The organism is Aliisedimentitalea sp. MJ-SS2 (assembly GCF_032586155.1).
GTDB lineage: Bacteria > Pseudomonadota > Alphaproteobacteria > Rhodobacterales > Rhodobacteraceae > JAWHTC01.
On the sequence record NZ_JAWHTC010000002.1, the window covers coordinates 1,100,321 to 1,117,978 of the forward strand.

The following is a 17,658-nucleotide window of genomic DNA, read 5'->3' on the forward strand; positions in this document are numbered from 1 at the left end:
AAAGCGTCCTATCAACCATAACGGGATTTGAAGCAGGGCTTTCTGTGTGGGATTGTCCTGTTGGGGCAATCATGCGACAGGGGTGGCTAGGGAGACGGGTATGAAAATTGCGGAAACAGTGACTTTCGGGGGATCCGGGTTGAACCGGGCCGCGCATCTGCGCGGGGACGCAACGGCGCTTGCCGAGATGGCGGCCTTTCCCACGGCTGTGAGCATCCTGATCTGGCGTGGAAAACCCCTGTTCGAAGGTGAGGGTCACGATCGGCTGGCGCGGCTGCGGATGGATCATGCGTTGGTCAAATCCAGCGGAATCCCGGCGATCTTCATGGGCAGGGAAGAGGACGGTACCCCGGTCTTTGCCCATGATATTTCCGGCTGGCAGCCCGAGGACCTGGACCGCGAGGCGATGGGCAGTTTTTTCGATCAGAGCGTTCAGGTCCATCCCCTGGCGCCCGAGGGGGCTGTCTTCCTGGAATTGCGCGGACGGATGGCGGCAATCAATCCGCGCGACGCGGAACTGGCCGCCACCGCCAAGTCGATGTTCAGTTGGCATCGCAGCCACAGGTTTTGTGCCAAGTGCGGATCGGAAAGCAAGATGGCGATGGCCGGTTGGCAGCGCAATTGCCCGGCGTGCGGTGCGCCGCATTTTCCACGGACCGACCCGGTGGTGATCATGCTGATCACCCATGGCAACCAGGTGCTGATGGGGCGCAGCCCGGGTTGGCCCGATGGGATGTATTCGCTGTTGGCGGGCTTCGTGGAACCGGGCGAGACGATCGAGGCAGCGGTGCGCCGCGAGGTCGAAGAGGAATCCTCGATCAAGGTGGGGCAGGTCGATTACCTGGCAAGCCAGCCCTGGCCCTATCCCAGCTCGCTGATGATCGGCTGCCGGGGCGCGGCGCTCAGTGATGAGATCGAGATCGACCCGAACGAGATCGAGGATGCACGCTGGTTTACCCGCGAGGAGATTGCCGATTCCTTTGCCGGACGGAACCCCGATCTGAAACCGGCGCGGGCCGGCGCGATTGCACATTTTATCTTGTGGAACTGGCTTGCGGATCGTCTGGATTAGAGACAGAATCGACGCAACAAGACGCGTGGGGCGGGCAGGCAATGAAGTTCAAGACCAAGGAAGATATCGAGGCGCCGATCGACTATATGTTCGCGGTGGTGTCGGATTTCGACAGCTTCCAGCGTCAGGCACTGCGGCGCGGGGCCGAGGTTTCGCGACTGGATGATCTGGACGTGCCCGGGGTTGGCATGGCTTGGGACATCGCCTTTCCGTTTCGCGGCAAGCGGCGGCAAATGCTGGTCGATCTTGTCGACTTCGATTCGCCGAACAAAATGCTGTTCGACAGCCGGATGCAAGGGATGGCGGGCCATATGTTGGTTGACTTGATGGCCCTGTCACGGACACGAACCCGGATGACGCTGGAGATCGACCTGAGACCCGAAACCCTGTCGGCGCGGCTGCTGGTGCAGTCGATCAAACTGGCGCGCGGGTCGATGGACAAGCGGTTCAAACTGCGGGTGGCGGAGTTCGGGAAAGGCGTTGAGGACCGGTATTCGCGGGTTGGGTGAGTGGCGTTTCTTAGCCACCACCAATGTCCGCTTCGCGGGTGCGGATTCAACGGGTGATCGCAACACTTTAATCTTACGAGAGAGATGGAGTGTTGAGATATGAAGTACCGGACGCAAACGTTTTACACCGACAGACAGAAGTCAGAGATGTGGGATCGCTGGCAGCGCGGGAGTCGCTGAGTTCAATTGGGCGCAAGAGTGACGAGCCGCTTTTTTCCGGGTGCGCACGACCGATTGGGGAGGAAACGACCGCGACTTTGTTTTGGCGGACCCGTTACTGTTGTTTGGAAAACACTAGTTTCAAAAAATTGAATCTTCGTGTCAGTCCCTTCACGATTGGCAGGAAGAAGAACACAACCGCGATGGTTATAAAAAGTCCGGAAAGCGGGCGCTCGACGAAGGCCAAGATGTTGCCTTGTTCCGAGATCAGGGTCTGGCGGAAGCTTTTTTCCATCAGCGGGCCGAGAACAAGCGCCAACACCAGCGGTGCCAGCGGGTAATCAGCCTTGCGAAGCAGATAGCCCACGACCCCAAAGCCCAGGATTAACCAGACATCGTGCATTTTCTGGCTGGGGGCAAATCCGCCAACGATGCACAGCACCAGAACCAGCGTGCAAAGCACGGTAAATGGCATTCTCAGTGCCCAGACGAACAGCGGGATCAGCGCGATGTTGATCACCACGGCGGCGAAATTGGCAGTGTAGAGCGACGAGATCAGGCCCCAGACAAAATCGGGCTGTTCGATGAACAGCATTGGGCCGGGCACGAGGCCCCACATCACCATGCCGCCCAGCAGAAGAGCTGTGGTCGGCGAACCGGGAATGCCGAGGGTCAGCATCGGCAGAAGCGATCCGGTCGAGGCGGCGTTGTTGGCCGTTTCTGGTGCGGCGACGCCTTCGATATTGCCCTTGCCGAAGGTTTCGGGTTCTTTCGAGGTGCTTTTGGCAATGCCATAGGCCATCAGCGAGGCCGGGGTGGCGCCGGCTGCTGGCAGCATACCGACAAAAAAGCCGAGGAAAGAGCCCACGGACATGGTTTTCCACAGGCGCACCATTGTTTTTAGCCCGGCAGCCATTTCACCAAAGGTTAGCCGCGCCGCAGTGACGGTCTGGCCTTTCTGACTGGTTTCAATAGTGAACAACACCTCACCGATCCCATAGACGCCGATCGCCAGGACCAGGAAAGAGATGCCGGAATAGAACCCGGGTTGGTCAAAGAAGATCAGGCGCGGCTGCCCCGAAATCAGGTCAAGACCTACTGTGGAGAGCACCAGGCCAAGGCAGATCATGATGATGGTTTTCAGGATATCGTCGCCGCCGAGCCCGACAAAGGTGGTGAATGCCAAAAGTACCAAAGCGAATTCTTCGGCAGGTCCGAAGGCCAGCGCCAGATCGGCAAGCGGAACCGCAAAGATGGTAAAGAGAATGACTGAAATCGTGCCGCCCACAAACGAGGCCGTTGCAGCGGCCATCAGCGCAAGCCCGGCCTGGCCCTTCTGTGCCATAGGGCGCCCATCGAACGTGGTCGCAACCGCGGTCGAGGCGCCGGGTATTCCAAGAAGGACCGAACTGATCGCACCGCCGTACATGGCGCCATAGTAAATCGCAGCGAGCAGGATGATGGCCGAAGAGGGCGGAACGATGAAGGTCAGCGGCAACACGATGGCCACGCCGTTAACCGACCCAAGTCCCGGCATGGCACCGATGAAAAGTCCGGCCGTCACGCCAAGAAGAACGATCATCAGGTTTATTGGGGAAAGCGATGTGGCGAAGCCATCGCCGAGAAGAGCAAAAATTTCCATGGTGCAGGGTCCTCAGAAAAACTTGGCGTAGAGCGGAATGAACCATGGCTCGGTAAAGCCCTTGGGCAGCAGGATCTTCAATGTCACTTCGAAGAAAAAGAACAAAAAGACCGGGGTCGCCACAGCTAAAATCCCAGTCAGAATCCAGCCGTGGCGACCAAAGATCTTCAGATACCACAGCATGAAGAGCGGCAGCGCGATATAGGCGCCCGCCAGAGGCATCAGGAAGATCGTCACGGTCAGCGCCAATGTGACGGCGATTATCGGACGCAACGCCCGGTCGGAGAAGAAACGGGTGAGTTGACGTTCCTGCCGCAGGCTGCGCAATAAAACACCCAAGGCCGCGAACGCCATGATCAGAGACAGCCAGAACGGAAAGGCACCTGCGCCAGGACCGCCGGTTTCACCGTTCCAGCCGATCGGCAATTCCCAAGCATAGTACATGAAATAGGCGCTCATCGCGACAATCGCGAGCGCAATCATACGGTCTGCTGTCTGCATGACGTAGGCCCTTTGCCCTATGGTATCTACGCAGACGTGGCCGCCCCGGCGGCCACGTCCGATCTTCAGGTTTCAGCCGGTTTTAGGAGCCTTCGCCCTTCGCCTTGAGAATGTCGGCGTGCTTGGCGCGCTCCTCGAGGAAATAGACCTGAAGCGCGTCACCTGACAGGAAGTCGTTCATGAGCGACTTTTCTTCGGTGTAGGTCTTCCACTCTTCAGTTTCCGAAAGCTTTTTGAACATGTCGGTGTAGTAGGCGGCCGCCTCAGCCGGCATGTCCTTGGGGCCAACGAACGAGCGTTGCATCCAGTAAACGATGTCGTGACCCAGTTCGCGGGCCGTCGGCACGTCAGGAAAGGCTGCAAGGCGTTCGGGCGTGAAAGCCACGAGCGGGCGCGATTTGCCAGCCTTGTAGAAACCCATTTGTTCAGATGGGTTGTTCACCGTCGAATCGATATGCCCGCCGACAAGGTTTTTGGCCACGGTTCCGCCGCCTTTGAAGGGAACATAGGTAATCTCAAGCCCAAATTCCTTTTGCAGCATGGCCGTGACAAGGCTGTCCTCTTGACCGGTGCCAGTGCCACCCATCTTCCACGAACCACCTGCAGCTTTGACAGCGGCGACATAGTCGTCGAGGCTCTTGATGTCGCTGTCGGCGTTGACCCAGAGCACGAAAGTGTCCAGTGCCATGCGCGCCAGCGGCGTGAATTCTTCGATGTTCACCCCGATGTCATTGCGCAGCGGCGTGGTGTAATAGCTGTTCAGAGTGGCCATGATCTTGTGGCTGTCACCGCCGTTGTCCTTTAAGTGACGCAGCGCTTCTGCACCCGAACCCCCGCCTTTGTTGACCGGAAGAACCGGCATGGACGCAAGACCTTCCTTTTGGATGATCGACTGAAACAGGCGCGCGATACGGTCAGCGCCACCGCCCTGGCCAGCCATGATAACCATTTCGATCGGCTTGTTGGGTTTCCATTCTGCCGCGACTGCGGGCATAGCCGCGGTTGTCGCAATGGCCACGGATGCAGCAGCGGCAATGAAACCACGTTTAGTAAATTTGTGTAGCATGTCGTTTCCTCCCAGAATCACGCTATGTGCAAAACTCTTCCAAATTTCGCGAGTTTTCATCGTTGCACACAAGGCGAAAGCAGTGGGATGCGACAAATTATTCCATTTTCGGATGATTATTCATCGTAATGTTGCCTTTACATTAACACTAATTGTATATCTGTAAACATGGAAAAGACATTTATTGGATCGCAATTGCGTCAATTGCGTCAATCACACGGGGAAACTCAGGCTCAGATGGCCAAACGGCTGGGGATTTCACCGGCATATGTAAATCTGCTTGAAAGCAATCAGCGCTCCCTGTCGGTCAAGGTGCTACTTTCCATCACCGAAATTTACGGCGTCGAATGGCGCGATTTGCTAAGCAACGAGGATGAAAAGCGCCTCCCCGAATTGCGTGCCGCCATGCGCGACCCGATCTTTGCAGGGAATGAGCCCGACCTGCTGGAATTGCGCGCAGCATTGGATCACTCACCCCGCTTTGTCGCGCGCTTTCTGCAGATCTATGACAGTCATCGCAATCTGACCGACCGGTTGGGTCGGGGCCTCGGTCAAACCGGCGCTGACGACCTGTTGGCCATTGCACCGGAAACCGCGATCCACAATTTTTTCCGGGATAAAGAAAACCACTTTGCCGATCTCGAGTCCCGCGCCGAAGACCTGCGTGCGCGCATCGGCGGCGCATCGGATGATCTCTATGCCTCACTAAAGCGTCATTTGCGATTGGAACACGAGGTCTCGGCCCGGCTGGTCTCCAGTACCGACATGCCCCATGCCCTGCGCGAGTTCGACGATTCCCGTGCCGAGGTCCGCCTGTCCGAGACACTGGACCACCCAAACCGCGTATTCCAGCTGGCCCATGTTCTGGGGCTGCTGGCGGCGCGCGACATCGTTGATGACCTGGTCGCCAGCGCCCCCATTCCCGACGAGGACGGCCAGGCCCGGCTGGCGGTCGAACTGGTGAACTATTTCGCCGGGGCGCTGGTGATGCCTTACGAGAATTTCTTCACCCTGGCCGAAGCCAGCCGCTATGACATCAGCCGGCTCAAGGCCGCCTTCTGCACCAGCTTCGAGCAGGTCAGCCACCGCCTGACCACTCTGCAACGCGCCGGGCAACGCGGGGTGCCGTTTTTCCTGCTGCGCATCGACCGCGCCGGCAATGTGACCAAGCGATTCAACGCCACGCCCTTCACTTTGGCCGAACAAGGCGGGTCCTGCCCGGTCTGGAACATACACGCCGCCTTTGACAGCCCCGGCACGCTTTTCCCCCAGTTGGTCGAACTGCCCGACGGCGGGAGGTTTCTGACCCTGAGCCGAACCGCCGACCGCCCCGCCCTTGTCACCTCGGGACAGACGAGGCGGCTGGCCATTTCACTGGGATGCGCAAGCGTTCACTCTGACCGTGTTAAGTATGCCGACCGGCTCACGACCGACGCCTCGGAAAGTTTCGCCCGGATCGGGATTACCTGCAATGTCTGCCCACGGGTCGCCTGCTCACATCGCGCCCACCAGCCACTCAATGTACAGCTGCGGATCGACGCCAACCGCCGCGGCGCGACTCATCACGAAAGTTGAATCCTTGACTCTCGCGCCGCGACAGGTAAATAGGTTGGACCAATTTTGAAATTGGTTGGATCAAATAACGAGGCTCGATCTCAAATGCCCCAGCCCCACGGCACCCAAAACGCACCGGCCTATCTGGACGTTGCTTTGCGCCTGAAGCGTTTGATCGCTGATGGCGAAATGAAGATCGGGCAAAGCCTGCCGACGGAACGCGCCCTTGCCAAACAGTTCGATGTGTCGCGCCATTCGCTGCGCGAGGCCCTGCGCGTCCTGCAGGAACAGGGCATTCTGGCCCCGCAACAGGGCAGCGGCAATTACATCGCTTCTGCCGATGTCGACCTGTTGGACAGCGACCTGCGCCAACCCGGTCGCGGAGACGCAGATACTCGCAACCGCGAAATCTTCGAATTCCGCACTCTGCTTGAGCCGCAGATCGCTGCTTGGGCGGCCGAACGCGCCAGCGACCGCGAAATCGATGCACTGGCCGAAATCGTGACCCAACAGGCCAGTGAATCCAACGCTCATACGCTGAAACTGCTGGATGATGCCTTCCATCTCGGACTGGCTCGCGCCGCGCACAACCACGTCGTTACCGGGGTAATCCGGTCGATCAATTCCGTGGTAGGTCAGGTCCGTTCCGAGGCCTATCAAGGCCCGCAAAGAAACGCCGTTTCGCTGGATGGACACCGCGCCATCCTCGATGCGATCCGCGCCGGTGACGCTGATGCCGCGCGCCGGGCCATGAACCGACACATCACTCAAATTCGCGGCCTCGTTGTGGAAGAAACCTAAACCGCTGAACCGAAAACTCAAGGACAGAAAGACATGACCGACAAGATCACTCTGGGGCAGATTCTTGCCTCGGCCCCTGCATCGAACAAGGCGATCACTGCGCCCGACCGCCCGGACCTGAGCTATGGTGAACTGGCAAGTTTCGTGGAGCGGACTGGCGGGCAGTTGCGTGCCGCAGGCGTTGGCCGGGATGACAAGGTGGCCATCGTGCTACCCAACGGACCGGAAATGGCGGTGTCCTTCCTGGCCACGGCCAACGCCGCCGTAGCCGCGCCGCTTAACCCAAACTACAAAAAGGATGAATTCTCCTTTTACATGGATGACCTCAGCGCCAGCCTGCTGATTTGTGACGATGCCGCGGGCGCCGCCGCCCAGGCGGCCAAGGGCTTGGGTATCCAGATCGCCGTGATCTCGGTCGACGCTGCCGCCCCGGCGGGCACCTTCACAATGGATATCGAAGGCGATGGCATCTGCCCGCTTGACGAATCCCGGCCCGACGATCCTTGCCTCGTACTGCACACTTCGGGAACCACGTCGCGGCCCAAGATCGTTCCGCTGTCGCAGTTGAACGTCGCGACCTCGGGCCAGAATATCGCGCGCACGTTGGGCCTAGTGTCCAGTGATATCTGCATGAACATTATGCCTCTGTTCCACATCCACGGGCTGATCGCGGCCGTTTCTTCGACCATGGCCGCTGGTGCGGAAATCTACTGCACCCCGGGGTTCAATGCCCTGAAGGTATTCAGCTGGCTCGAGGATTGCCGGCCAAGCTGGTACACCGCAGTGCCAACCATGCACCAAGCCATCCTCGGTCGCGCTGCGCGCAACGAAGAGATCGTCAAGAACATGAAGTTGCGCTTCATCCGGTCGTCTTCTTCCTCGCTGCCACCAACCGTCATGGCAGAATTGGAAGAGGTTTTCGGCTGTCCCGTCGTCGAGGCCTATGGCATGACCGAAGCCACCCACCAGATGGCATCGAACCCCATCGGCAAGGGCACCCAGAAACCGGGCGCCGTCGGCATCGCCGCTGGACCCAAGGTCGCCATCCATGATGGCACTGGCCTGACGACCGAACCGGACGTTATTGGCGAAATCTGCATTTCTGGCGCCAACGTGACCGCGGGCTATGAAAGCAACGAAAAGGCCAATGCGGAAAATTTCTTCATGGATGGCGACGAGCGCTGGTTCCGCACTGGTGACCAGGGGCGCATGGATTCTGACGGCTACATCTACATCACCGGGCGACTGAAAGAGATCATCAACCGTGGCGGCGAGAAGATTTCCCCGCGCGAGGTAGACGAAGTGCTGATGGAACACCCTGCAGTCAACCAGGCGGTAACTTTTGCCGTCAAGCATCCTCAATTGGGTGAAGATGTCGGCGCCGCCGTAGTCTTGAACGAAGGCGCCAGCGCCGAAGCCAAGGACATTCGCGCCTTTGCTGGGGAAAAGCTGGCCGGGTTCAAGGTGCCACGCCAGGTGTTGATTCTCGACGAAATTCCGAAAGGCGCCACCGGCAAGTTGCAACGTATCGGCCTGGCCAAGGTGCTGGGCCTGGAGGATTAATCCATGACCAAGATTTGTATTTTCGGCGCTGGTGCCATTGGTGGCATGATGGCCCACGCTTTACACAAGGCGGGGGCCGAGGTCAGCCTTGTTGCCCGTGGTCCGCATCTCGAGGCGATCCAGGAAAAGGGCCTGACCTTCATCAAGGATGGAGTGAGCGAGACAATCGACGTCAAAGCCTCGGACAACCCGGCTGACCTGGGAGAGCAGGACTATGTGATCATCACGCTCAAAGCGCATTCCGTGCCGCCGATCGTGGATACTTTTTCGCCGCTGTTGGGTCCTGACACGGCAATCGTCTCGGCGGTAAACGGCGTGCCGTGGTGGTATTTCCACAAGGCAAATTCCGGCACCGATCTGGACGAAAACCCAGTGGAAACCACCGATCCGAACGGCGCGCAATGGCACGCGTTCGGACCGGAACGCGCCATTGGCTGCGTGGTCTATCCGGCCTGCGAGGTCACGGAACCGGGAACCGTGCTGCACCGCTCGGGCGATCGTTTCACCCTGGGCGAACCATCAGGCGAACGCACTGATCGGGCGATGGCCCTGTCCAAGCTGCTGCGTGACGGCGGTCTGCGCGCACCCGTGAAGCCGCGTATTCGCGATGAGCTGTGGATCAAGCTTTGGGGCAATTGTTCGTTCAATCCGGTCTCGGCCATTACCGGTGCCTCGCTGGACCTGATCGGTGCCGATGTTGCCAGCCGAACCGTGGTTCGCAACATCATGAGCGAGGCCCGTGAGGTTGGCCAGGCCATCGGCGCACGCTTCACCGTCGGCATCGAGCGCCGCATCCAGGGCGGAGCGGACATCATTGGCCACAAACCTTCTACCCGTCACGACGTAGAACAGAACCGACCGATGGAGCTTGATGCGCTGATTGTTTCGGTGCAGGAACTGGCCCGCCGTCTGAATATCCCGACACCAACGCTTGACGCCGTATCGGCGCTGGTACGAATGCAGGGACAGGTCATGGATCTCTACCGCCGTCGCCCCGACCTAGAGGCAATTGTCGACGGAGAATATCAACCTGCCGACTAACCGCGTAGCGACACGAAAAAGCCCCCTGGCCAATACTCGGAGCAGGAATATGGTGGGGCGAAACGCAACGTATCGGGGTTTCGTGCGCCTCCCCAAAACCTAGGTTTAAAAAACTTCGCATTTTGCTGTGTTCTTTGTGGCCCTCGTTGGCATGTGCGGCCGGATTTGTTGGGGTTCGATGTCGGCAACGGGCTCAGAGCGGTCATCCGTTCAATGCCAAATTACCGCACCCGATCCGCCGGATAGACGCCCAGAATATTCAGGTAGGAGGTGAAATAGTCCAACTCCTCCAGCGCCCGCTGCACCGGGGCGTCGTCGGGGTGGCCGTCGATGTCGGCATAGAACCGGGTGGCGGTGAAGTTGCCATCGACCATGTAGCTTTCGAGTTTGGTCATGTTGACGCCGTTGGTGGCGAACCCGCCCATCGCCTTGTAAAGCGCGGCGGGGATGTTGCGGACCTCGAAGACGAAGGTGGTCATCATGCCCAGATCACCACGGCGGGCTTCGTCCTTGTCCTTGCCCATGATGACAAAACGGGTGGTGTTGTGGCCGTGATCCTCGATATCGCGGGCCAGCACGTCGAGCCCGTAGATGTCTCCGGCGAGGGCCGAGGCGAGGACAGCTTCGCCCGGGGTCTTGTGTTCGGCCAGGTGGGCGGCTGCGCCGGCACTGTCGGCGGCACCGTGACTGGTGATGCCATGGGCGCGCAGAAAGGCGCCTGATTGCGGCAGCAGGACCGGGTGGGCGTAGACTGTTTTGACCTCATCGAGCGTCGTGCCGGGGGTGGACAGGAGGGCGATGCGAACGCGGACGAAGGTCTCGTCGATAATGTAGAGCCCGCAATCGGGGATCAGGCGGTGATTGTCGGCCACGCGGCCGTAGGTCGAGTTTTCAATCGGCAGCATCGCCAGGTCGCTATCGCCGTTTTGAACAGATTCGATGGCCGCCTCGAAGGACATGCAGGGCACCGGCGTGGCATCGGGATTGTAGGTGACGCAGGCCTCGTGAGAGTAGGCGCCGAGCTCTCCCTGGAAGGCGATACGCGTGTTCATGGGCGATTTTCCTGTCGATTTAACCAAAAAGGGCGATTGGTCGCGGAAACTACACCTTGCCATAAGGAAGGGGAAGCGGATAGATACGCGCCGACGGACGACTCTGAAATTCGGAAACGGGCACATGTTTGACACTATGACTTCGACCAAGATTATTGGCGCCTTCTGTGGGGCGCTGCTGGTTTTCCTGCTGGCCAAATGGGGCGCTGAGATCCTCTATGCGACAGGCGGGGGCCATGGTGGCGAGCAACACGCGGCCTATGTAATCGACACCGGTGAGGGCGACGCCCATGCCGCGGAAGAGGCCGAGGAAGGCCCGAGTTTTGACGAGCTGCTGGCCGCAGCGGATGTTGCCAAGGGCGCCAAGGTGTTCGGCAAGTGCAAGGCCTGCCACAAGATCGAGGATGGTGTGCATTCGACCGGCCCGTCGCTGTTCGGTGTTGTGAACCGCGCCATCGGCGGTACCGATTTCGGCGGCTACTCGGGCAAGCTGGCTCAGGCCGGTGAGACCTGGGATGCGGCGACGCTGAACGCTTTCCTGACCAACCCCAAGAAGGCCACGCCGGGCACCTCGATGAGCTTTGCGGGTCTGAAAAAGGAAAAGGACCGTGCCAACCTGATCGCCTATCTTGACGGTCTCGACGGCTGAGCCGGGTATCGGAATTGAGAAAAGGCCGCTGGACGACGTTCCGGCGGCCTTTTTGATTCCGGTTCAGGTGGGTGGGATATTCCGCCGCCTCACGGTTGATCACACATTCTCAACTTGAATGTCGCAAGGCGACGTATTTAGCATATGTTAACGATAATTCGCGCCAATCAGAAACCAGCGTGAGGAGGATGAGCCAGATGCCGACATATTCCGTTGCAAGCCGTTCCAGAGAGTGGATGGCGCTGGGGCTGATGATTGTGACGCTTGCCTTGACCTGGGCGGCGGTGCCGGTCAAGGCCGAGGAAGCGATCATCAAGAGCCACGGGATTTCGACCTTTGGCGATCTGAAATACGGGGCGGACTTCAAGCATTTCGATTACGTCAATCCGGACGCGCCGAAGGGGGGCGAGTTTTCGACCTGGGCCTTTGGCACGTTCGACAGCTTGACGCCCTATATCCTGAAAGGGAATGCCGCGGCCGGATCAACCGTGTTTTATGACAGCCTGATGACCGGTTCGATGGATGAGCCGGATGCGATGTATGGGCTGTTGGCGCATATGGTGGAGTACCCAGAGAACCGTGAATGGGCGATCTTCCATCTGCGCCCCGAGGCCAAGTTTTCCGATGGCACACAGGTGACGGCAGAGGACGTGGTTTTCTCTTACGAGGTGCTGCGCGAAAAGGGCCAGCCGGGGTATCAGGTGACGTTCAAGGATTTTGAAAGTGCCGAAGCGCTGGACCCACTCAGGGTGAAGTTCACCTTCAACCCCGAGGGCGCGCTGCGCGAATTGATTATGACGGCGGCGGGGCTGCCGGTGTTTTCGCGCGCCTATTACGAGACCCGCGATTTTGCCGAATCCACCATCGAACCGCCGTTGGGGTCGGGGGCTTATGCGCTGAACGAGATCAAATCGGGACGCACGGTCAGCTACAAGCGGCGCGACGATTATTGGGGCAAGGATTTGCCCGTCAATGTCGGGCACAACAATTTCGATACGCTCAAGTTCGAGTATTTTGCCGATTACACCAGCGCATTTGAGGCGTTCAAGGGCGGGGCCTATGTGTTTCGCGAGGAATTCCTGTCGAAACTCTGGGCCACGGCCTATGATTTCCCGGCGATTCAGGAGGGCAGGGTGAAGGTGGAAACCCTGCCTGATGGGCGGCCTGCGGGGACGCAAGGGTTCTTCTTCAATCTGCGGCGTGACAAGTTCAAAGACCCGAAGGTGCGGCAAGCCATCGAGATGGCGTTCAATTTCGAATGGTCGAACCAGAGCCTGTTCTATGGCATCTACACCCGCACCGACAGTTTCTGGGAGAACTCGACCTTGCAGGCCGAGGGAATTCCGGGGCCGGAGGAGCTTGCCATTCTTGAGCCGTTCCGGGGGCGTATCCCCGAGACGGTCTTTACCGAATCGGCCTATGTCCCGGCGGTGTCCAAGGCGCGTAAGGCGGGCGATCGCAAGAGCCTGCGGGCGGCGGCCAAGCTGCTCGATGAGGCGGGATGGACGATTGGCGATGATGGGATGCGGCGCAACGCCAAAGGTGAGGTTCTGAGCGTCGAGATATTGAATGACAGCCCGTCGTTCGAACGGATCGCGCTGCCCTATATCGACAACCTTCAGCGGCTTGGGATCGACGCAAGCTCTGAGCGGGTGGATGCGGCGCAATCGGCCGAGCGCGAGAAGAAGTTCGATTTCGACATGGTGACGCAGCGCTATGCGATGTCGTTCACGCCGGGGATCGAGCTGCGCGGAATTTTCGGCTCGCAATCCGCCGATCTGCACGGGTCGAACAATATCGTGGGCCTGAAGAACGAGGCGGTGGATGAGCTGATCGAGAAGATCATCCAGGCCAAGTCGCGCGAAGAGCTGGACCATACTGTCAAGGCCCTGGACCGGGTGCTACGGGCGCTGCATATCTGGGTGCCGCAATGGTACAAACCGAGCCACAACATCGCGTATTTCGACATGTACGAACGCCCCTATGGTGACAACCCGCCGCCGCTGGCGCTGGGTGAGGCGTCGATCTGGTGGTTCAACCCGGAAAAGGCGGCCAAGCTGAAACAGGCGGGGGCGCTGCGGTAATTCATGGGCGCCTATATCCTCAGACGGCTGTTGTTGATCATTCCGACGCTGATCGGGATCATGATCATCAATTTCACGCTGGTGCAGTTCGTGCCCGGCGGTCCGATCGAGCAAATCGTGGCCCAGTTACAGGGTCAGGGTGATGTGACCGAAGGCTTTGCCGGGGGGAGTGACGCCGGGATGGACACGTCGACCAGCGGTGATGATCAATCGGTCGGATCGCGCGGCCTGCCGCCGGAAATCCTGGCCAAGCTGGAAAAGGATTTCGGGTTCGACAAGCCGCCGCTTGAGCGGTTCCTGAACATGATGTGGGACTATATGCGGCTCGATTTCGGCGAGAGTTATTTCCGCTCGATCGGGGTGATTGACCTAGTGATCGAGAAGATGCCGGTGTCGATCACGCTGGGGCTGTGGAGCACGCTGATTGCGTATATCGTGTCGATCCCGCTGGGTATTCGCAAGGCGGTGAAGGATGGCAGCGCCTTTGATACCTGGACCAGCGGCGCGATCATCGTGGCCTATGCGATCCCCGGCTTTTTGTTCGCGATCCTGTTGGTGGTTCTGTTCGCCGGGGGATCCTATTGGCAGATCTTCCCGCTGCGGGGTCTGACCAGTGATAATTTCAGCGAGCTGAGCACATGGGGCAAGGTGGTGGATTATTTCTGGCACATCGCGTTGCCGGTTCTGGCCTCGACCATCGCGGCCTTTGCGACGCTGACGCTGCTGACCAAGAATTCGTTTCTGGACGAGATCAAGAAACACTACGTGATCACCGCGCGGGCCAAGGGATTGAGCGAGCGGCAGGTTCTTTACGGCCATGTGTTCCGCAATGCGATGCTGATCGTGATCGCGGGGTTCCCGGCGGTGTTCATCGGTGTATTTTTTGGTGGTTCGCTGCTGATCGAAACGATCTTTTCGCTGGATGGTCTGGGGCGGCTTGGGTTTGAAGCGGCGGTGGCACGGGACTATCCGGTGATGTTCGGGACGCTGTTCATCTTTGGCCTCATTGGCCTGATCGTCGGGTTGCTGAGTGACCTGATGTATGTGCTGGTCGACCCACGAATTGATTTCGAGCGGAGGGAAGGCTAGTGCGTTTCCTTTTTCAAATGAACCGAATCTCGCTGCCTCTCGCCTGTGGCTCGAACGCGAAATCTGATGCTTGTGTTTTCCGTAAGAAGGAAACGCTGTAGATGGCTCTATCCCCCCTCAACCAGCGCCGCTGGCGCAATTTCCGGCGCAACGGACGGGCATTCTGGTCGCTGATCATTTTCATGGTGTTGTTCACCATTACGCTGTTTGCCGAGTTCGTGGCCAACGACAAACCGATCCTGGTGAAGTATCGCGGTGAATTCTACATGCCGATCTTCAAGACATACCAGGAGAGCACATTCGGTGGTGAGCCGGGGTTCCAGATCCGCTATTCCGACCCCGAGGCGCAATGCCTGATCATCACCGGGGGGATCGAGGATTGTTTTGATGAGCCAGAGGAGCTGATCGAAGACGCCGGGGACGGGATGATTGACGGCGAGAAGATCGCGAAGGGCTGGATCCTGTCGCCGATCATTCCCTATTCCTATGATACGCAAGTGGAGCGATCCGGTGCGGCGCCGTTACCCCCGGGCGAGGGAAACTGGCTGGGCACCGATGATACCAAGCGCGACGTGCTGGCGCGGGTGATTTATGGCTTCCGATTGTCGATCCTGTTCACGCTGACCGTGACGGTTCTGGCGAGTTTCTTTGGCATTCTGGCCGGGGCGGTGCAGGGCTATTTCGGCGGTTGGGTCGACCTGATTTTCCAACGGATCATCGAGATCTGGGGTGCGACGCCGCAGCTTTACGTGATCATCATCATGTTTGCGGTGTTGGGGCGAAGTTTCTGGCTGTTGGTGTTCATTACCGTGCTGTTTGGCTGGACTGCCTTGGTGGGTGTTGTCCGGGCCGAGTTCCTGCGGGCGCGGAACCTGGAATATGTCCGCGCGGCCAAGGCGCTGGGTGTTTCCAACACAACGATCATGTTCCGCCACATGCTGCCCAACGCCATGGTGGCGACGCTGACCATGCTGCCGTTTATCGTGACCGGGACGATTTCGCTTCTGGCGGGGCTGGATTTCCTTGGGTTTGGGTTACCGTCAAGCTTGCCGTCGCTTGGAGAGCTGACCTTGCAGGCGAAACAGAACCTGCACGCGCCTTGGCTGGCGTTTACCGCGTTCTTCACCTTTGCCATCATGCTGTCGCTGCTCGTGTTCATTTTCGAGGGTGTGCGCGATGCGTTTGATCCAAGGAAGACGTTTCAATGAGTCTTCTTGAAGTCAACAACGTAAAGGTGGGCTTCCGCCAGGACGGCAAGGTCAACCCGGCCGTGAAGGGCGTGTCGTTTACCGTGGATCGGGGTGAGACGGTGGCGCTGGTCGGCGAGTCCGGGTCGGGCAAGTCGGTGACCGCGCTGTCGACAGTTTCGCTGTTGCCGCAGAGTGCCGAGATCGAGGGGTCCGTCAGATATGACGGGCAGGAGATGATCGGGGCCAAGGAGAGCCTGTTGCGCGACGTGCGGGGCAATGACATCAGCTTCATCTTTCAGGAGCCGATGACGTCGCTGAATCCGCTGCACACGATCGAGAAGCAACTTTCCGAGAGTATCATGCTGCACCAGGGTGTGGTCGGCGATGCGGCGCGGGCGCGTATCCTTGAACTGCTGGATAAGGTGGGTATTCGGGACGCGGAGAGCCGATTGGGGGCCTATCCGCATCAGTTGAGCGGTGGACAGCGGCAGCGGGTGATGATCGCCATGGCGCTGGCCAACAAGCCCGATATCCTGATCGCGGATGAGCCGACAACGGCGTTGGATGTGACCATTCAGGCGCAGATTTTGGAGCTGCTCGCGGAACTGAAACAGACCGAGGATATGGGGCTGCTCTTTATCACCCATGACCTTGGGATCGTGCAGCGTTTTGCCGACAAGGTCTGCGTGATGAAGGATGGTGAGATCGTTGAAAGTGGGCCGACGGCAGAGCTGTTCGACAATCCGCGGCATCCCTATACGCAGATGCTTTTGGGGGCGCGGGCGGTGGGTGAACCGGCACCGGTGCCGACGGCCTCGCAGGAATTGGTCAAGACCGATGGCTTGCGGGTGTGGTTCCCGATCCAGCGCGGGTTTTTCAAGCGCACAGTCGGGTACGTGAAGGCCGTCAACGATGCGTCGATCAGCGTGCGCGCGGGCGAGACGCTGGGCATCGTGGGTGAGAGCGGATCGGGCAAGACCACGCTGGCGCTCGGCATCATGCGGCTGATCGCGTCGGAAGGTGGCATCACCTATGACGGGCAGGATGTGCGGGGGTGGAGCACGCGCAAGCTGCGTGATTTGAGGCGCGAAATGCAGATCGTGTTCCAGGACCCGTATGGCAGTCTCAGCCCCCGGATGAGCTGTGAACAGATCATTGCCGAGGGGCTGGGGGTTCATGGCAACCCGGGTGGCCGGGCCGAGCGCGACCTAGTGGCGGAAGTGATGGACGAGGTGGGGCTCGATCCGGCCACGATGGATCGATATCCGCACGAGTTTTCCGGCGGCCAGCGGCAGCGGATTGCGATTGCGCGGGCGATGATTCTGCGGCCCCGACTGGTGGTGCTGGATGAGCCGACCAGTGCGTTGGACATGACCGTACAGGTGCAGATTGTTGATCTGCTGCGCGATTTGCAGGTGAAATATGGCTTGGCCTATCTGTTCATTTCGCACGACCTGAACGTGGTGCGGGCGATGAGCCACAAGATGATCGTGATGAAGCAAGGCGACGTGGTTGAGGCCGGGCAGGCCGAGGACGTGTTCGAGCGGCCACAGACCGAGTATGCCCGAACCCTGCTGGCGGCGGCGCTGGATTTGAAGGCGGGGTGACTGGGCGCTGGGGGGCCGCCCCGGCGTCACTCCCACCCACCCTCCCCGTTCCGCCGGCGCGGCTGGTGGCTGAGCCTTG

Annotated in this window: 15 protein-coding genes; 11 read left to right on the forward strand and 4 right to left on the reverse strand. The window is 59.3% G+C overall.

Annotation, left to right across the window (positions count from 1 at the left end; genetic code table 11):
- The first annotated feature begins 100 nt into the window (after nt 1-100).
- Complete coding sequence (nudC, locus tag RXV86_RS11940) at nt 101-1,072, forward strand: NAD(+) diphosphatase (RefSeq protein ID WP_316299940.1); 972 nt, start codon at nt 101-103, stop codon at nt 1,070-1,072.
- A gap of 41 nt (nt 1,073-1,113) precedes the next feature.
- Nucleotides 1,114-1,581 (forward strand): SRPBCC family protein, encoded by a 468-nt coding sequence (locus RXV86_RS11945; RefSeq protein ID WP_316299943.1) that lies wholly within the window; start codon nt 1,114-1,116, stop codon nt 1,579-1,581.
- Between the two features lie 274 nt (nt 1,582-1,855).
- Here RXV86_RS11945 and RXV86_RS11950 read toward each other — a convergent pair whose 3' ends face one another.
- From RXV86_RS11950 to RXV86_RS11960, 3 genes are all read right to left on the reverse strand, one after another.
- The gene (locus RXV86_RS11950) at nt 1,856-3,382 is read right to left on the reverse strand and encodes a tripartite tricarboxylate transporter permease (protein ID WP_316299945.1); all 1,527 of its coding nucleotides are present in this window, start codon (nt 3,380-3,382) and stop codon (nt 1,856-1,858) included.
- Nucleotides 3,383-3,394: 12 nt separating this feature from the next.
- Nucleotides 3,395-3,883 carry a tripartite tricarboxylate transporter TctB family protein gene (locus tag RXV86_RS11955; RefSeq protein WP_316299948.1) on the reverse strand — a complete coding sequence of 163 codons (489 nt, stop codon included), beginning with the start codon at nt 3,881-3,883 and terminating at the stop codon, nt 3,395-3,397.
- Nucleotides 3,884-3,965: 82 nt separating this feature from the next.
- Nucleotides 3,966-4,949: a tripartite tricarboxylate transporter substrate-binding protein gene (locus tag RXV86_RS11960; RefSeq protein WP_316299950.1), complete on the reverse strand. Its 984-nt coding sequence runs from the start codon at nt 4,947-4,949 to the stop codon at nt 3,966-3,968.
- 168 nt (nt 4,950-5,117) lie between these two features.
- On the opposite strand from RXV86_RS11960, the gene RXV86_RS11965 reads away from it, so the two are divergent.
- From RXV86_RS11965 to RXV86_RS11980, 4 genes are all read left to right on the forward strand, one after another.
- Nucleotides 5,118-6,524: a short-chain fatty acyl-CoA regulator family protein gene (locus RXV86_RS11965; RefSeq protein ID WP_316299952.1), complete on the forward strand. Its 1,407-nt coding sequence runs from the start codon at nt 5,118-5,120 to the stop codon at nt 6,522-6,524.
- Nucleotides 6,525-6,608: 84 nt separating this feature from the next.
- The gene (locus RXV86_RS11970; protein ID WP_316299955.1) at nt 6,609-7,304 is read left to right on the forward strand and encodes an FCD domain-containing protein; all 696 of its coding nucleotides are present in this window, start codon (nt 6,609-6,611) and stop codon (nt 7,302-7,304) included.
- A 33-nt stretch (nt 7,305-7,337) separates the two neighbouring features.
- Nucleotides 7,338-8,867: an acyl--CoA ligase gene (locus tag RXV86_RS11975; RefSeq protein WP_316299957.1), complete on the forward strand. Its 1,530-nt coding sequence runs from the start codon at nt 7,338-7,340 to the stop codon at nt 8,865-8,867.
- Between the two features lie 3 nt (nt 8,868-8,870).
- Nucleotides 8,871-9,908, forward strand: coding sequence for a 2-dehydropantoate 2-reductase (locus tag RXV86_RS11980; protein ID WP_316299960.1), 1,038 nt, complete (start codon nt 8,871-8,873; stop codon nt 9,906-9,908).
- A gap of 221 nt (nt 9,909-10,129) precedes the next feature.
- On the opposite strand, the gene RXV86_RS11985 is transcribed toward RXV86_RS11980, so the two are convergent.
- Nucleotides 10,130-10,960, reverse strand: a complete 831-nt coding sequence (locus RXV86_RS11985; protein ID WP_316299962.1) for a prephenate dehydratase — start codon at nt 10,958-10,960, stop codon at nt 10,130-10,132.
- A 124-nt stretch (nt 10,961-11,084) separates the two neighbouring features.
- Between RXV86_RS11985 and RXV86_RS11990 the strand changes: the two genes are divergently transcribed.
- The 5 genes from RXV86_RS11990 (at nt 11,085) to RXV86_RS12010 (ending at nt 17,579) form a co-directional block, all read left to right on the forward strand.
- Nucleotides 11,085-11,609: a c-type cytochrome gene (locus tag RXV86_RS11990; RefSeq protein WP_316299964.1), complete on the forward strand. Its 525-nt coding sequence runs from the start codon at nt 11,085-11,087 to the stop codon at nt 11,607-11,609.
- 197 nt (nt 11,610-11,806) lie between these two features.
- Nucleotides 11,807-13,693, forward strand: a complete 1,887-nt coding sequence (locus tag RXV86_RS11995; protein ID WP_316299967.1) for an extracellular solute-binding protein — start codon at nt 11,807-11,809, stop codon at nt 13,691-13,693.
- Nucleotides 13,694-13,696: 3 nt separating this feature from the next.
- Complete coding sequence (locus tag RXV86_RS12000) at nt 13,697-14,782, forward strand: microcin C ABC transporter permease YejB (protein ID WP_316299969.1); 1,086 nt, start codon at nt 13,697-13,699, stop codon at nt 14,780-14,782.
- A 101-nt stretch (nt 14,783-14,883) separates the two neighbouring features.
- Nucleotides 14,884-15,990 carry an ABC transporter permease gene (locus RXV86_RS12005; RefSeq protein WP_316299970.1) on the forward strand — a complete coding sequence of 369 codons (1,107 nt, stop codon included), beginning with the start codon at nt 14,884-14,886 and terminating at the stop codon, nt 15,988-15,990.
- Nucleotides 15,987-17,579, forward strand: a complete 1,593-nt coding sequence (locus tag RXV86_RS12010; RefSeq protein ID WP_316299971.1) for an ABC transporter ATP-binding protein — start codon at nt 15,987-15,989, stop codon at nt 17,577-17,579. The genes RXV86_RS12005 and RXV86_RS12010 overlap by 4 nt, the downstream gene beginning before the upstream one ends.
- Nucleotides 17,580-17,658: the final 79 nt, after the last annotated feature.

Coding starts and splice junctions, on each gene's coding strand:
- nudC (WP_316299940.1), top strand. CDS start 101: ATGAAAATTGCGGAAACAGTGACTTTCGGGGGATCCGGGTTGAACCGG.
- RXV86_RS11945 (WP_316299943.1), top strand. CDS start 1,114: ATGAAGTTCAAGACCAAGGAAGATATCGAGGCGCCGATCGACTATATG.
- RXV86_RS11950 (WP_316299945.1), bottom strand. CDS start 3,382: ATGGAAATTTTTGCTCTTCTCGGCGATGGCTTCGCCACATCGCTTTCC.
- RXV86_RS11955 (WP_316299948.1), bottom strand. CDS start 3,883: ATGCAGACAGCAGACCGTATGATTGCGCTCGCGATTGTCGCGATGAGC.
- RXV86_RS11960 (WP_316299950.1), bottom strand. CDS start 4,949: ATGCTACACAAATTTACTAAACGTGGTTTCATTGCCGCTGCTGCATCC.
- RXV86_RS11965 (WP_316299952.1), top strand. CDS start 5,118: ATGGAAAAGACATTTATTGGATCGCAATTGCGTCAATTGCGTCAATCA.
- RXV86_RS11970 (WP_316299955.1), top strand. CDS start 6,609: ATGCCCCAGCCCCACGGCACCCAAAACGCACCGGCCTATCTGGACGTT.
- RXV86_RS11975 (WP_316299957.1), top strand. CDS start 7,338: ATGACCGACAAGATCACTCTGGGGCAGATTCTTGCCTCGGCCCCTGCA.
- RXV86_RS11980 (WP_316299960.1), top strand. CDS start 8,871: ATGACCAAGATTTGTATTTTCGGCGCTGGTGCCATTGGTGGCATGATG.
- RXV86_RS11985 (WP_316299962.1), bottom strand. CDS start 10,960: ATGAACACGCGTATCGCCTTCCAGGGAGAGCTCGGCGCCTACTCTCAC.
- RXV86_RS11990 (WP_316299964.1), top strand. CDS start 11,085: ATGTTTGACACTATGACTTCGACCAAGATTATTGGCGCCTTCTGTGGG.
- RXV86_RS11995 (WP_316299967.1), top strand. CDS start 11,807: ATGCCGACATATTCCGTTGCAAGCCGTTCCAGAGAGTGGATGGCGCTG.
- RXV86_RS12000 (WP_316299969.1), top strand. CDS start 13,697: ATGGGCGCCTATATCCTCAGACGGCTGTTGTTGATCATTCCGACGCTG.
- RXV86_RS12005 (WP_316299970.1), top strand. CDS start 14,884: ATGGCTCTATCCCCCCTCAACCAGCGCCGCTGGCGCAATTTCCGGCGC.
- RXV86_RS12010 (WP_316299971.1), top strand. CDS start 15,987: ATGAGTCTTCTTGAAGTCAACAACGTAAAGGTGGGCTTCCGCCAGGAC.